Genomic DNA, 14,801 nt, shown 5'->3' with positions numbered 1-14,801 from the left:
CCCATTTCCCGAGACGGGCGGGGAGGACGCTACGAGATGGTGAAGTGCTGATCGCCGATGTCGATGCGCGTGCCCCGCGGCACGAGGTATCGTCGGCCCGGATCGCAGCGCATCGGCGCCTCGCGCGGCCGGCGGATGATCGTGCCGTTGCCCGAGAACCTGTCGCAGACCCAGAGCGCGCCATCGTGCTGGCCGAACTCGAGATGCGTCTTCGAGACCGACAGGCCCCGATCGGCGACGGCGATGATCTCGTCGTAGTACTCGGTCGGCTGCGGCAGGGGCCGTCGACCGATGAGCCCGGTGCCAGAGACCGCCCACTGCTCGCCCGTGCTGAAGACGAGCACGAAGGTCGACGACGCTGCATCGGCGGGCGGCGCTTCGCTCGTCTCCGTGCCCGGCGTCGCGGATGCCCTCTCCGCAGCTGCTTCCGGAGCGAACCCCGAGCGGGCGGCGGCCGGAGCGGGCGCCGGGGGGGCCGGAGCGGGTGCCGGAGCCGGCGGAGCGGGCGCCTCGGGGGCAGCAGGCAGCAGGGCGGACGGAGCCGGAACCACGGGAGACGCGACCGGCTCCCTGGAGGCGTCGGACGAGCCGGCCGCCTCGCCTGCCGGGCGCAGCGGCTCGATGATGGTCGTGTCACCGGGGCGGGGGTCCGGCCGGGTGCGGCTCCGCGGAGTGGCCGATGTCGAACTGCCGCAGTCGCCGCAGAACATGGCGCCCGGCGGAAGCACGGCGCCGCAGATCAGGCAGTTCACTGGTCCTGTCTCCGTCCTTCACCCGGCAAGCGGAACGATCTGAGCGAGATGCGCGCACGCAGCCGCTGCCATCGTGAACGTCCCGCGTCGAGAGTACCGCGCAGTTCGTCGACCTCGCGCCAGACGTGATCGGCGTCGGCGGATGGGGGCGTTCCCGGCGCGAAGACCGCCCTGTCGACGTCGCGGGCGAGCAGCAACGGCCTGCCGCCGCCGACGACGGCGGCGTTCTCGGCACGGGTCGCCGCCGGAGACAGCGGGTAGCCGTGGTCGACGGCGAGATCGGCGAACTCGCGCCAGCCCCCTGCGATGCGATCGACGGTGCTGCCGGTGCGTCGCCTGTAGCGCCTGCGACGCACCTTGGCCGCGACGATCGCGAGGAAGGGACTGAGCAGCAGGGCGAGTGCCAGGGCGGTCCAGGCTCCGATCCGACCGATCAGCAGCACGAGGGCGAGCGTCGGGTCGACAGGGGGCTCGACGTCGGTCGGGGCCGACTGCGGATCCGGGGCCGGCTCCGAGAGCTGGGGCTCTTCGAGTGGCGGCGGCAGCACGACCTGCGGACGCGAGACCGGGATCGGCTCCTCCTCCTTCTGGGGCGGAACGTCGCGCGGGTCCGGGTTCGGGTCGAGACTCACCCAGGCACCCGTCGAGTCCTGCACCTCGATCCACGCGGCGACGTCGTCCCCCGTGACGGCGACCGACCCCGTCGTGGAGGTGATGCTCGGTGCGAAACCGATCACGGCCCGGGCGGGGAACCCGATCATGCGGGCCATCACGGCGGCAGTGGCAGCGTACTGCTCGCCGTCGCCCAGCATCGGCAGCTCGGTGGCCAACTGCGTGAGCCTGTCGGCCGAGTGGCCGGAACGGCTCGGCGGCTCGCCGTCGAGCCCGTGGCTCACGTAGCCGTCGCGACGCATGCCCTCGATCATCTGGGCGAGCTGCGTTCCCGGGTCGGCGGTCTCGTCGATCCAGTCCGCGAGCAACGTCGAGATGCCGTCGATGTCCTCGGGGAACGGCGGCAGCACCGCCGTGCCCGGCCGGAGCTTCGTGATGTCGGACGGGGCAGGGGGCACGACGGCGTCGGCCCGGTACTCGTCGCCGTCCTCGAGCCCGCCGAGGACGGCTCCGGTCGCCGCGTTGTCGTTGTAGTAGAACGAGTCGGTGAGGCTGCCCGCGCGATCGGACGTGAACCTGATGCTCTCGAGCTTGCCGACACCGGGCACCCAGACGCCTCTGTAGCCGCCGACGGTCACGTCGATGGAGACGTCGTCGCCTTCCACGGCGCTCTGGTCGATCCTGAACGGCAGGCGCGTGAACGATCCCGAGGCGCTGGTCACGGTGTCGCTGCCCACGGAGTAGACGATCCCGTCGTAGCTGTCGTGTGCGGCGATCCGGATGAGGCCACCGGTCGGGAGGCCGGAGACCGTCAGCATCGTGGTGGAGGCGGCATCCCCCTCGAGGTAGCGTCGAAAGCCTGCCAGCGGGCTCGGGTAGTCGCGCGGGTCGAATGGCTGCTCGGTGTGGCGGCGTGGCACCTCACGGGCGCCGGCGGCAGGGTAGGCGACGGCGGCGACTGTGCCTCCGGCCACGGCGACGGCGACGATGACCGCTGAGCTGAGGACGGTGCGCGTCGCTGCAAGCCTGCGGCGCGTGGCGCTCTCGCGAAGGCCGGACCCGCGCTGCGCCACCAGGGCGATGGCCTCCGCTCGACGCCGGCGGTGCACCCACGCCGCCCAGAACACCAGCACGATTCCGAGGAGCAGGGCGGTCTCCACAGGGGCTACGGCCGTGGTCGGGCCGAGCACGATCGCCAGGACGAACAGGGCGAGAGGCGCCAGGACGGCGAACTCACCGCGTCGCGCGCGCAGGGCCACGGACATGCCGACTGTGGTGGCGGCGAGCACGCTCAGCACGACCGGAACTAGCAGCGCTTGATAGGAGCCGACCGGCGTGACGATCGTGAGCAGCTGCTTCCAGCTGAGCGCCGTTCCGGCGAGCAGGTCGATCATCCCCTGCCACGACGGCAGCACTCCGAAGTACGCCTGCGATGGAACGCCCAGAGGCACGCCGATGACGAGGAATGCCGCGACGGCGACGAGCAGAACGACGAGCGAGGACCACCGCAGCACGGCGCCGCTGACACCGATGAGGCAGCCGACCAGGGCCGAGACCGTCACAGCGACGAGGAAGGCTGCGCTCTGGTACACGGTCCACATCGTCGCCATCGCGACGCCGGTGGCGGCGAGCAGCATGATCGCGTTGATGAGGACGAACCTGACGGTCAGACGCGGTACGGCGGATGCTGCCATCACTGCACCGCCGCCCTGGCGAGGGACTGCTGCAGGTCGTCGAGGTAGCCGATCCTCAGCACGGTGAGATCGGCGACCCTGCGCATGACGGGCAGCGCACCGGGCTCGCAGATCACCGCGACGACCTCGACGCCCGGCGGCAGGCCGGCCGCGGCGTGGCGCAGTTGGGCGACAGTGGTGGCCGAGCCGGTGATGATGAATGCCACCGAGGCGTCGGCCGCGCGCTCGCCTGCCATGCGGGTGAGCGCGACGATGCCCGTGGCCCCCGGGGAGCGTTGTACGAGCGTCAGGTCGTCCAGCAGACGGATGCGGCTCGTGGTGCGCAGCGAGAACGAGGCCGGGTCCGACCGCGCCGAGACGACTGCCCGCTCTCCGCTGGCGATGACCGAGACGGAACGGGCATCCCTGATGGCGTGGACGCCGAGGGAACCCGCTGCGCTCACCGCCAGCTCGAACTCCTCGTCGTCGGCGAAGTCGGATTCGGCGAGGCCCAGCACCACCATGATGTGGCTGCGCCGCGTCTCCTCGAATTGCCGCACCATGTACACGCCGGTCTTGGCCGAGCTGCGCCAGTGGATGAGACGCCTGTCGTCTCCCGCCGTGTACTCGCGCAGGGCGTGGAACGACACGTCGCTGGAGGTGATCGTGCGTGTGGCTGCGCCCTCGAGGTCGCGTACGAAGCCCGTCGAGATCGCCGGGATGGGGATGGTGCGCGGATGCACGTACAGTTCGGTGCGCTCGGCCCAGGTGAGCTCCCGCCGGAACAGGCCGAGCGGATCTCCCCGGATGGTGCGCACGGGCCCGACGGGAATGACTCCGCGCCGCTCGGCCGCCACCAGGAAGATCTCGCTCGCGTTGGACCCGCGCGGGATCCCGGGAATGTGGAACTCGGCGAGTCCGTCGCCGATCGGCACCTCGACCCCCACCCCGGCGAGGTGCCTGCGGGTCGGGTTGGACACCACGACCTCTCCCGGCGCCTTCTCACCGACGACGACCCTGTGCACGGGCAGAGCCAGGTCGATGCGGAACGAATTGCGGCCGACGAGGTAGAACGCCGAGAGCGCGAGCAGCACCGTCCCGGCCCAGGCCAGTGCGATGAACTCGGCCCAGCCCAGCAGGTGTCCACCGACGAAACCGACGAACACGGCGATCACGACGCTCCATCCGAAGACCGTCATGGTGGAGGCGACAGCACGCCAGGACACCGAGACACCCCGTCGTGTCGCGGCCAGCGCGGCGACGATCGTCGTGATGGCGTCGGCGAGCACGCCCTCCCGTCGTGCGGTTCCCCGCTCCTCAGCGGACTGGCTCACACGGCGAGCCTGTCGCTCGGCGGCGGAGTCTCGATGAGCAGCTGGGAGATGACGTTCGAGGCGGTCACGCCGTCGAACTCTGCCTCCGGGTCGAGGATCAGTCGGTGCGCGAGAACGGATTCGGCGAGGGACTTCACGTCGTCGGGCACCACGTAGTGCCTGCCGTTCGCCGCGGCGAAGGTCTTCGCGGTGCGGAGCAGAGCCAGCGCACCGCGCACGCTCACGCCGAGACGCACCTCCTGCGCGTGCCTCGTGGCCTGCGCGATCCGGGAGATGTAGTCGTTGATGCTCGGGTCGACGTGCACCGAGCGCACGGCCGAGGCCATCTCGACGATCGTGGTCCCCGACACGACGGGCGGTACGACGACGTCATGTGCCCTGTGGTCGGCACCCTCGAGGATGCGCAGCGTCGACGCGTGATCCGGATAGCCGATCGAGGCTCGCATGATGAAGCGGTCGAGCTGGGCCTCCGGCAGGCGATACGTCCCGGCCTGCTCGACGGGATTCTGCGTCGCGATCACCATGAACGGCAGCTCGAGGGCGTGCGTGATGCCGTCGATGGTGATCTGGCCCTCCTCCATCACCTCGAGGAGCGCGGACTGGGTCTTCGGGCTGGCCCGGTTGATCTCGTCGGCCAGCACGACGTTGGCGAAGACGGGGCCGGGGTGGAACTGGAAGTCTCCCGACCGCTGGTCGTAGACGCTGACCCCTGTGATGTCACCGGGAAGCAGGTCCGGGGTGAACTGCACCCGTGAGCTCGTGCCGTCGACGCTCTGCGCCAGAGCTCTCGCGAGCGAGGTCTTGCCGGTGCCGGGCACGTCCTCCAGCAGCAGGTGGCCCTCGCTGAACAGCGCCGTGAACGCCAACCTGATGACGTGGTTCTTGCCGAGCAGCACCGTCTCGACGCCGGCCACCAGTCGACCGAAGGTCTCGGCGAAGGCGGCTGCGGCATCCGGGGTCATCGTCACAGAAGGTCCTCGCTCCGTCGTCACTGGGTGTACGTCCTCGTCAGGCCGTCGATCGTGATCTCCAACCTTACGGCGGCAGGCGGATCCGCCGACGGGTCCATGCCGGGGATCCGACACGTGGTCGGGGAATCGGCCGCGAACCACTCCGAGCCATCTGCATCGACGCGACACCGATAGCTCGCCGGGTGCCCGTCGCCGTTCGCCGGGTCGTTCGTCCACGACCAGGTTCCGGTGCCGTCGTTCTCGGCGTCCGGCGGAGTGAAGTCCCTGCCGGGAAGCTCCCAGGTCAACGACGGCTGGGGATCGACCGGGGCGACGCCGGACCACGGGCCGCAGCTGCCCCACGCCGAGCACCCGCGCACCTGGAAGCGGAGGGTCTCGCCGTACGACCGGTCGAACAGCCTGCGCGGCACGCCCCGGCCGGAGAAGTCCTGCGCGGCCGTGATGGCATCGCCCGCCGCGTCCACCAGGCGGATCTGGAAGGTGCTCGTGCTGGAGCCGGCTCCGACGTCCCTGATGACGAGATCCTGGGCGTAGTCCGCCGGCTCGACCGAGGCGTCGATCGACGTGATCGGCCCGGGCGCCGGCCGCACCACCGAGCCGGCCACCCCGGTCGGCGTGCATCCGGCCCTGTTGTAGCCCCACACGACGAAGTTGTAGCTCGTGTCGTCCTCGGTCAGGCCGTCGAAGCGTGCAGAGCCCGCATCCCCAGGCAGCGACTCGACGATGCCGCGCGGCGGAGACACCGTGCCCGGCGCCGGCGACGTGACCGAGCAGGCCGCTGCCCCGGTCGGTACCGCCGGAAGGCCCGCGCCCGATGCCGTGTCGTCCAGTCGCTGCACGTAGTAGCCCTGGATCGCGTCCCCGTTCGATGCGAACGGCGCCCAGCTCACTGTCACGGCGCCGGAGGCGGCATCCGACGCGACGTCGATGGACACGGCCATCGGAGCACCGAACGGCACCCCTGCGCCCGACGCGCTGGTCCAGCTCGACAGCGCCGGATAGGCGCCGTTCCTCGCGCTCACGGTGAACGCGACGGTGGTGCCGTTGGCCAGACCGCCCTGGTCGATGCTGCAGCGCCCGGCCGAGCAGATGTCCGCAGCGGCGAGCTCTCCCAGTTCCACGCCGCCGACGGCGACGACGTAGCTGGAGACGGCCGTTCCGCCTCCGGGAACGCCGACGGCATCCCAGCCGATGCGCAGCCCGCCGTCGAGGGGAGCCGCGGTCAGCCCCGTCGGTGCCGGCGGAACGACATCCGACCAGACGGCCGTCGAGGTCTGCGCTGCGTCGGAGGACCCGATGCCGTTCTGCGCCGTGACGCGCACGAACACGGCGTTCGCCTCACCGTTGCCCGGGGTCTGGAGAGTGCAGGTGGTGGCGGCGCACTCCGTCGACGAGACGACGTCGCCGGTCGCGGCGCTCAGGAGCGACACTCCGTAGCCGCTGATGGCCGAGTTGTTGAACGCTGCAGCGGTGAAGGTCGTCGTGAGCACTCCGTCGCCGAAGCTGGTCACGGAGAGGCCGGTCACGGGGTCTGGCCGATCCTGCACCGAGATGCGGATGGTGCCCCAGGCGTAGCGCGACGGATCGTCCGTCGCATCGGCGATCTGATACTGCAGGTTGGTGTCGACGGGCGCCGCCTGCGCTCCGACGCTCACCTGCAGACTCGAGTTGTCATCGCTCGGCACGACGGACACGCCCTCGGGCAGCGAGGACGAATCGAGGCCGGTGACCCTCAGCACCCGAAGCGGGGTGTCGGGGAAGGGGTTCGTCGCCTCGTCGTTCGCCAGCACGTCGACGGTCGTCGTCGTTCCCCGCGGTGCGATGGCTGTGTCTGCCGCCGGGACGGCGATGGGCCGGGTCGATGGCACGACGCGCAGCACGATGCGGCCGGAGCTTCCCTCATTCACGTCATCGCGCACGGCGATCGTGACCGAGGTCTGGCTGCCCGTGTCGGCATCCCTGTCCGCCCGAAGCGTCAGCTCGTCGCCGTCGATGGTCGGGGCGGCGAAGTCGAGGGGCGCCGGGTCCTCCACCGAATACCGCAGCTGGTCGACGTCGTCGGGATAGGGGTAGCTGGTGAGGCCCGTCAATCGGATGGTCTTCGACTGTCCGGGCTCGAACTCGATGGTGCCCCCGGCGAACGACGGCGGCTGGTTCTCGCGCGGCAGCACGGTGATCGGCAGGACGATCGTCGCGACGCGGGTCTTGTCGTCGTCTCCGGCGACGGCATCCGTCACCTCGAAGGAGACCGAGGCAGGCCCGAAGTACTTCTCGGCGCTCCGGAACCGGATGGTGTCCTCGTCGACGGCGAGCTCCGAGCCGTCGGCGTGGGTGGCCCGCACGCTCCCCGAGTCCGTCAAGCGCACCCGGCGCCCCTCGACGGCCACGACGTAGTCCTCGATGTCGATGGTGACGGATGCGCCACTGTCGACCTGGATGCGCGGCGCGGTGCGCTTCAGCTGCGGCAGGGCGTCGCCGTAGCCCGGGACCCAGATGAACGCGTAGGCGGTGATCGTCGGGTCGTCGGGGTGCGTGACGGAGAACGGGATGATCTGGCTTCTGGTGCCGACATCGACCCGCACCCGATCGGACCTCGTCACCACGGCCGACGAGCCGAATCCGGGCAGCACCCGCAGCGTGAGGTCGGTTGCCGGCCCGTCGGCGAAGAACACGTTCGCGAGCACGTCGACGTCGATGGTCTCGTGGTCGAGCACGTCGGAGAGCGTGAGCACGGTGTCCCGGGCGATCGGTCGCGACAGCGGGGCATCGGTGCGCGCCTGCACGGTGAGGAAGGTCGAGCTCGTCCCGCCTCGGGGATTCTCGATCGAATAGACGAAGCCGTAGTTTCCGGGTTCGGCGGGCACCCCGACCTCGATCACCTCGCCGTCGATGCTGGCCGTCGCCGCGGCATTCGTCGAGTTCGCTTCGACTCCCGACACGGCGAGCGCGCCGCCGTCGGGGTCCGAGTCGTTGGCCAGGACGCGCACCAGGACCGTCGATCCCGGCCTCGCCATGACGACATCGGGCACCGCGATCGGATTCCGGGAGCCGTCCAGCCTGGCGCTGATGCCGACGCGCACTGTTCCGGTCGCCCTGGCGCCGAGAGCGTCGATGACGGAATAGGTGAACGTGTCGGTGCCGGTGCTGTACTCCCCCGATGAGTACTCCAGCCAGTCGGCACCGGCATCCGTCACGGCACCCTTCTCCGGATTCGAGTCCTCTCCGAGCAACTGCACGGAATCGCCGTCCGGGTCGACGCCCACGAGCGGGATGGTGACCCGCACGGTGTCTCCGGCGAGCACCCTGGCCGTGACCACGCGCGGCACCGGCGGACGGTTGGACGCGAGGTCGACCTCGCGAACCGAGATCGTCACCTCCCCGTTCGCGAACTGACCGTCGGGCGCGTTCACCCTGTAGACGACCGTGTAGTTGCCGGGTGTGTCCGGAGCCAGATAGCGCAGGGTCTGTCCTGAGGCGAAGGCGAGGCCACTCCCCCGGGGACGCTTCTGGATCTCGGCGTCCAGGGTCAACGGATCGCCGTCCGGCTGCTCGTCGTTGGCCAGCACCGGGATGTCGATGGCGTCGCCGACCCTGACCGATGCCGTGTCCGGGTTCGCGATGGGCACCTGTCTGCGATCGGGCTGCGGAACCTCGATGACCGTGACGCGGCCGTCCGCCTCGGCCAGGCCGTTGCTCACCCTGTAGCCGAACGAAGCCGTCGCGTTCTCGAGCGGACGCGTCAGCGTGATCCGCAGGAGGCGCTGCTCGAGGATCTCCACCCGCATGCCCGTCTCACTGGGGAGGTCGAGCACGCCGGTGAGGAGGAGCACACCGCCGCTCGGGTCGATGTCGGTGGCCAGAACGTCGATCGTCGCCTCGCTCTGAGCCCTGACGAACGCGGTGTGCGGAACCGTGATGGGCACGAGCGAGTCCGTCGGCCGGATCGCCACGTCGATGCGCACCATGCCGGATGCCGTCTTCACCCCGTCGGTGACTCCGTAGTCGACGTAGAACGTGCCGGCCTTGTCCGAGGTGAACTGGAAGGTGCCCGCGTCGAAGTCCGGCACGATCTCGACGCCGGGTTTGGCCGGCACACTGGCGAGCCTCACGGCTCCGGTGCCGCCGTGGACGTGCGGCAGCGGCAGCACCGTCAAGCTCTCTCCGACGTGGCCCGCGACCACGAACGGATCGGCGATGATCGGCACCGTGCCCGCCGGCATGACCTTGACGGCCAGCGTGCCGGAGCCCGTCGCGCGCCCGTCCGAGACCGCCAAGCCGATCTGCACCTCCCGGGTGCCGCCGGCGTAGTCGCTGAAGATGACGGTGCCGTCGGGTTTGAACGCGACTCTGTCCGGTGAGGGGACGATCGCCTCGGAGAGGAAGATGGCGTCGCCGTCCGGATCGAACCAGTCGGTCAGGACCTGGGTCGAGACGCGACCCTTGTCCGGCACGGCGGCCCGGGTGTCGTGAAGCTGCTCTGGCGGCGAGTTCTCCTCGTCGCCCCGCACGGTCACAGTGACGGTGGCCTCGTCGCGCCCACCACGTCCGTCGCTCACGGCGTACTCGAATGTCACGGTTCCGGATGCCGTCGCCGGAAGCGTGAGGAGCAGTTGCTGGCTGCTGCTGACGACGTCGACCCGAGCAGTGTCCTCGGGCGGAGCTGTGAGAATGCTCGCCGTCAGGACATCGCCGTTCGGGTCGTAGTCGTTCGCGAGCACCGGCAGCGTCGTCGATCGTCCGGGCCGCGCGCCGAACTCGTCGTCCTCGGCCACCGGCTCCTGCTGGGTCTTCTCGAACTCCGGCTCCTCGTCCGGGTCCGGCTGCTCGGTGGTCTGCTCCTTCGGAGTCTGGTCGATCAGCTCGTCCCAGTTGTCGATCAGCCTGTAGTCGTCTTGGACCGCCCACGTGTCGCCAGACGCCGAGTCGTTGAGCACGACGACACCGGCGTTCTCCCGGAAGCGCAGCGTGAGGTTCCCCGACGCGCCGCTCAGCTGCCTGGTCTGGTCTCTCGCGGCGCCGCAGTCGCGCCAGGCGCTGGCGTCTGACCACGCCGCGTAGCTGCATCCGCCGGCCACGATGGGAACGCTGGGCGCTCCGGCCCTGTCGTCGAGGATGACTTCCGGACTCCCACTGCTCGTCGGAATGGACAGCAACCCGCCGCGGTGGGCCAGCAGGATGGCGGTGCCCGTGCTCGACGACTGCTGAAGGCGCGCTCCGGCTCCGCTGGCCAGGTACGGCTCCAGGGCGATCGTCCCCGTCGCCAGGGTGAGAGACCTGGCCGAGCGGTCGAGCACGGCCCAGGCGCCGCCGACGCTCGTCACGGCGACGTCGGCATCGGCAGCGATACCCGGCAGCCGCTGGGTCTGCACCACGGTGCCGCTGCGCGTGTCGACGACGGAGAGGGTCGAGGTGGCAGGGGTGAATGCCGTCATGCGGCCGAGATCGTCGACGCTCGTCACAGTGCCGGGGCCGAGGGTGAGCTCGGGATCCGCCGAGGCGTCGAAGTCGTCGAGATCGTCGACGGGAATCGTCCACACGTCGCCGTCCGCCGAGATGACGATGTCGTCGGCCGCGATCCGCACCTCGGAGTCCTCAGCAGGCGGAAGCGGGACGGTCTCGGCGACAGTGCTCGTCGCCGGGTCGATGATGTCGATGGAACTTGTGCGGCGATCGGTCACCAGAACCGTGTTCCCCGACTGCTCGATGTCGATATCGGGGCTGGCGGCTCCGATGACGGAATCGAGCTGGAACACCTGGGTGTTCGCCCGCCCGACGACCTCGTCCGAGGAGTTGCTGACCCAGACCGACCCGTCACCCAGGTCGATGCGCTGTGCCGAGTAGCCGCCGGAGACGATGGCCACAGTCGTGATGAGGGCCGTCACGACGGTCCCACTGGTCGCCGCTATCACCCCGGAACGGTGCGCGGCCAGCCAGGCCCGCATCATGGCGAGTCGTCCTCCTCGACGGCGACGCACTTCTCAGAACTCGGCGCTCCCGTGCGACCCTCTCGGCTGACGGAGACGGTGATGCAGACCTGCTCGGCGCCCGTCGCCGCATCCGCACTGAAGCTCGTCCCGCTCTGGGCACTGGATCCGCCGCCGGTGACCGTCACGAGGTAGCTGTCGCCGGTGCGCAGGCCGGGGTCCTCCCACGAGAAGTCGACGGAGCGGCCGGACGCCTGACCGGCGATGTCGGTGACGGTCGGGATGTCCGACGACGTCGACCGCACGATGGCGACGGTGGCCGTGACGGCGAGGCCGAGCACGACGACGGAGATGGCGAGCATCGCCCAGACCAGCCTCCGACTGCGACGCTCGGCGGCGGCCCTCCCCGGGGCGTCGCCGCCACTGGTGCTGCCGCTGCGGCCGATCGAGGTCGGCGTCACGGTCATGGAGCGGCTCGTCGACTGCTTTCGAGCGCGCCGGCCGGTTCCGGCGGTGATCACGTTCGCACCGCTGATGCGGGTGCGTTCCTCCATGTCGACGGCGGTCGCGATGGCCCAGTCGTCCATGGCGACCTCGATGGGCGTCTGCGGCAGGTCGAGCTCGGCTTCGACGGCCTGGAGTTCCCGGATGAACTCGAGCACGCTGCGCTGGCGGTTCTCGGGACGCCGCGACATCGCCCGGGACAACGTGAGTTCGAGCCGGTGCGGAATGTCGGCGCGCCCGATCGGTTCGTAGCGGGCCTTCATGATGCGCCCCATGAGTTCGGCAGCGGAGTTCTCGGTGCCGGGAACCTCGAACGGCGACCGGCCGGCCAGGAGCGAGTACAGCGTCGCGCCCAGCGACCACACCTCTGATGCCACCGTCCCCGACACGTCGTCGTGCAGGACCTCCGGGGCCGACCACGGGATCGAGAGACCGACGGCCTCCGTGGTCTCGGCCTCTCCGAGGGTTGCCGCGATGCCGAAGTCCGAGAGCACCGGATGCCCGTACGCGGTCATCAGGATGTTCGACGGCTTGATGTCCCGGTGCAGCACGCCGGCGCGATGCGCGGTCTCGACGGCGCTCGCGATCTTCACGCCGATCGCGAGAACCTCGGGAACCGGGAGCGGGTCGGCGCGGTAGCGCGTCGTCAGGGTGGCTGAGCAGTATTCCATCACGAGGTACGGGCGGCCGTCGCTGGAGACGCTGGCCTGGTAGACCGTGAGGATCGACGGATGCGAGCTCAGTTGCGCCATCAGGTTGGCCTCGGCCTGGAACATCTGACGCACCTGGTCGTTCACGACCTCGCTCAGCAGCACCTTGACGGCGACCTGGCGACGCGGCATCGACTGCTCGTAGAGGAAGACGTCGGCGAAACCCCCCGAGCCGAGCACGTGCACGTAGGAGAACCCGGGCAGAGTGGGAGGAGTCGATGGAAGCCGACGCGTCATCGTGGCCCCCTCCTCCCGTGCTCAGGTCGGCGGCCACAGGACGCAGCACCCCCGCCGCGCGTGCGCCCGCTTCCCCCCCAGTGTAGGCACCCGCTCGTCGCCGCAGACCCCCTCGAACGGGGCGCAAGACCCTGTCGCATCGTCAGTGGTCGTGAGGGTTCGGGGCGGCCCCGGACACACCGATGACGTCGACAACGATGACCGTCACGTTGTCGCGGCCGCCGTTGGCCAGCGCGGCGTCGACGAGTTGCTTCGCGGCATCCGCCGGAGTCTCCGTCGACATCAGGAAGTGCCGCATGCCGTATGGCGTCAACTCCTTGGTGAGCCCGTCGGAGCAGACCAGGATGCGCGATCCCTCCTCGACGGCGATGAGCCTGTAGTCGGGGATGGGGGCCTCGTGGAACCCGACCGCGCGGGTGATGACGTTGGAGTGCGGGTGGGTCTCGGCCTCTTCGCGCGAGATGTGGCCGGCGTCGACGAGCTCCTGCACGATGGAGTGATCGGTGGTGAGCTGCTCGAGGACCCCGTGCGAGAGCAGGTAGACGCGCGAATCGCCGATGTTGAACACGAGCCAGGCCAGGCCGGCGGTGGTCTGGGTGAGGGCGACGCCCGTCACCGTGGTCCCCGTGCCCGAATCCGTGACTCCGCCGCCGCGGCCCATGTCGTCGACGGCCAGACGCAGGGACTGCTCGATGCCGGCGGTGTCGGCCGTCGGGCGGCCGCCGTGCTCGGCGAGGCGAGTGACGACGGCGGCGCTGGCGAAATCACCCGCGGTGTGGCCGCCCATGCCATCGGCGACAGCGAAGACCGGCGCCTGCGCCATGTAACTGTCCTCGTTCGCCTCCCGGCGGTGGCCGGTGTCGGTGATCGCGGCCCACGAGAGCGTCACGGCAGCGTCCACGGCGCCGGGGATCTGCGCTGTGAACTCGGGCGTGCCCTGACCGATCTGCGTCACGTCCTGGGCCTTCTCATCATCGGGGGTCGGTGGAGCGCTCTGGAGGATCCTTCAGCGCGGATATGGTGACGATTGTATCGTCACCGATGTGCACCATCGTTCCGGCGCCCACGACCATCGATTGGCCGGGGCGCAGACGGATGCGGTCGGCATGGGGTGGAACCACGAAGGTGCCGTTCGTCGAACGCTGGTCGGTGACCACGACGACGTCGCCCTCACGACGGATCTCCACGTGCGTCGCGGACACCTCGCGGCTCGGTGACGGCACGTCGACGAGGCGCACATGCTCCCCGACGGCGGGCACTCGACCGAGACGAGGACGCCGGCCGATGAGGTACACGGCGTCGAGTTCGCGCTCTTCGCCCTGCCCGATCCTCAGGCCGAACCGCGGCCGAGGCTCCGGATGCTGCTCCTCGGTCGGTTGCGTCTCAGGCTGTCGATCGGCCGCCGGGCGCTGCTCGACCACGGGGCGCTGCTCGGGCTCGATCTGCCGCACGTCGCCCGTCTCCGGCAGCCCTCCTCCGGCATCCGATGCCAGCTCGTGGTGCCTGGGCCGCAGCACGGTGTCGTGCTCGGCGCGCCCGCGTGGACGGAGCACGGTGTCGTCGGCATCGACGGCATCGACGGCCGACGACTCCCCCGGCAGCCAGTGCAGCCTGCTCGCCCGGCTCGGACCGATCCCGACGGGCTCTCCCGTTCCGAGCTCGGCGACCCCGGTCACCGAGCCGCCGTCCTGCGCGATGCTGACGGCGGTCACCGCCCTGAAGTCGGCCAGCAGCCACGGCCTGATGCCGCGATCGCTGAAGCGACGCGATCCGCCGACCGAGTACACGTCGACGGCCACGTCACCGCGCACGACCCCCGAGACCGGAACGCCGTCGCCGTCCGTCGGGGCACCGGCGACCATCAGGGCGAAGCTCTCGACGGCGTCGTCGCCTCGAAGCGGAATCAGCGAGACGAGCTCCTCGACGGTGACGGCGCGGCTGGTCCTCTCGGCGATGGCGGCGACCACGGCCGGAGCGGTTGCATCCGGAACGGCGGCGACGAAATGCTCTCCGATGAGAAAGATCCAGTTCGGCTGCCTGGCATCGTGCACGACATGGGCTGTCCCCACCTCAGCACTCCGCCC

Annotated in this window: 8 protein-coding genes; all 8 read right to left on the bottom strand. The window is 70.1% G+C overall.

The features are described 5' to 3' along the window. Positions 1-29: 29 nt before the first annotated feature. The 8 genes from ASC59_RS16890 to ASC59_RS01250 all read right to left on the bottom strand — a co-directional run bounded on the left by ASC59_RS16890 (position 30) and on the right by ASC59_RS01250 (position 14,786). A complete protein-coding gene (locus tag ASC59_RS16890) occupies positions 30-752 on the bottom strand; it encodes a hypothetical protein (protein WP_082513324.1) in 723 nt (240 codons plus the stop codon). Then, positions 749-3,058: a transglutaminaseTgpA domain-containing protein gene (locus ASC59_RS01280; protein WP_157487895.1), complete on the bottom strand. Its 2,310-nt coding sequence runs from the start codon at positions 3,056-3,058 to the stop codon at positions 749-751. The genes ASC59_RS16890 and ASC59_RS01280 overlap by 4 nt, the downstream gene beginning before the upstream one ends. Beyond that, on the bottom strand, positions 3,058-4,371 hold the full coding sequence (locus ASC59_RS01275) for a DUF58 domain-containing protein (protein WP_157487894.1): 1,314 nt from the start codon (positions 4,369-4,371) through the stop codon (positions 3,058-3,060). Before ASC59_RS01275 ends, ASC59_RS01280 begins: the two co-directional genes overlap by 1 nt. Continuing rightward, on the bottom strand, positions 4,368-5,339 hold the full coding sequence (locus ASC59_RS01270; RefSeq protein WP_055817640.1) for an AAA family ATPase: 972 nt from the start codon (positions 5,337-5,339) through the stop codon (positions 4,368-4,370). The genes ASC59_RS01275 and ASC59_RS01270 overlap by 4 nt, the downstream gene beginning before the upstream one ends. Before the next feature lie 20 nt (positions 5,340-5,359). Further along, positions 5,360-11,287 (bottom strand): Ig-like domain-containing protein, encoded by a 5,928-nt coding sequence (locus tag ASC59_RS01265; RefSeq protein ID WP_055817638.1) that lies wholly within the window; start codon positions 11,285-11,287, stop codon positions 5,360-5,362. Then, positions 11,284-12,717 (bottom strand): serine/threonine-protein kinase, encoded by a 1,434-nt coding sequence (locus tag ASC59_RS01260; RefSeq protein ID WP_055817636.1) that lies wholly within the window; start codon positions 12,715-12,717, stop codon positions 11,284-11,286. The genes ASC59_RS01265 and ASC59_RS01260 overlap by 4 nt, the downstream gene beginning before the upstream one ends. 142 nt (positions 12,718-12,859) lie before the next feature. Then, positions 12,860-13,672: a PP2C family protein-serine/threonine phosphatase gene (locus ASC59_RS01255; RefSeq protein WP_082513323.1), complete on the bottom strand. Its 813-nt coding sequence runs from the start codon at positions 13,670-13,672 to the stop codon at positions 12,860-12,862. A gap of 16 nt (positions 13,673-13,688) precedes the next feature. Beyond that, a complete protein-coding gene (locus ASC59_RS01250; RefSeq protein ID WP_055817635.1) occupies positions 13,689-14,786 on the bottom strand; it encodes an FHA domain-containing protein in 1,098 nt (365 codons plus the stop codon). Between the last annotated feature and the right edge of the window lie 15 nt (positions 14,787-14,801).

The organism is Leifsonia sp. Root1293, from assembly GCF_001425325.1.
In the GTDB taxonomy this organism is placed as follows: Bacteria; Actinomycetota; Actinomycetes; order Actinomycetales; family Microbacteriaceae; genus Orlajensenia.
Note: the sequence above shows the minus strand (reverse complement) of the source record. Positions and strands in the feature narration are given on the sequence as shown.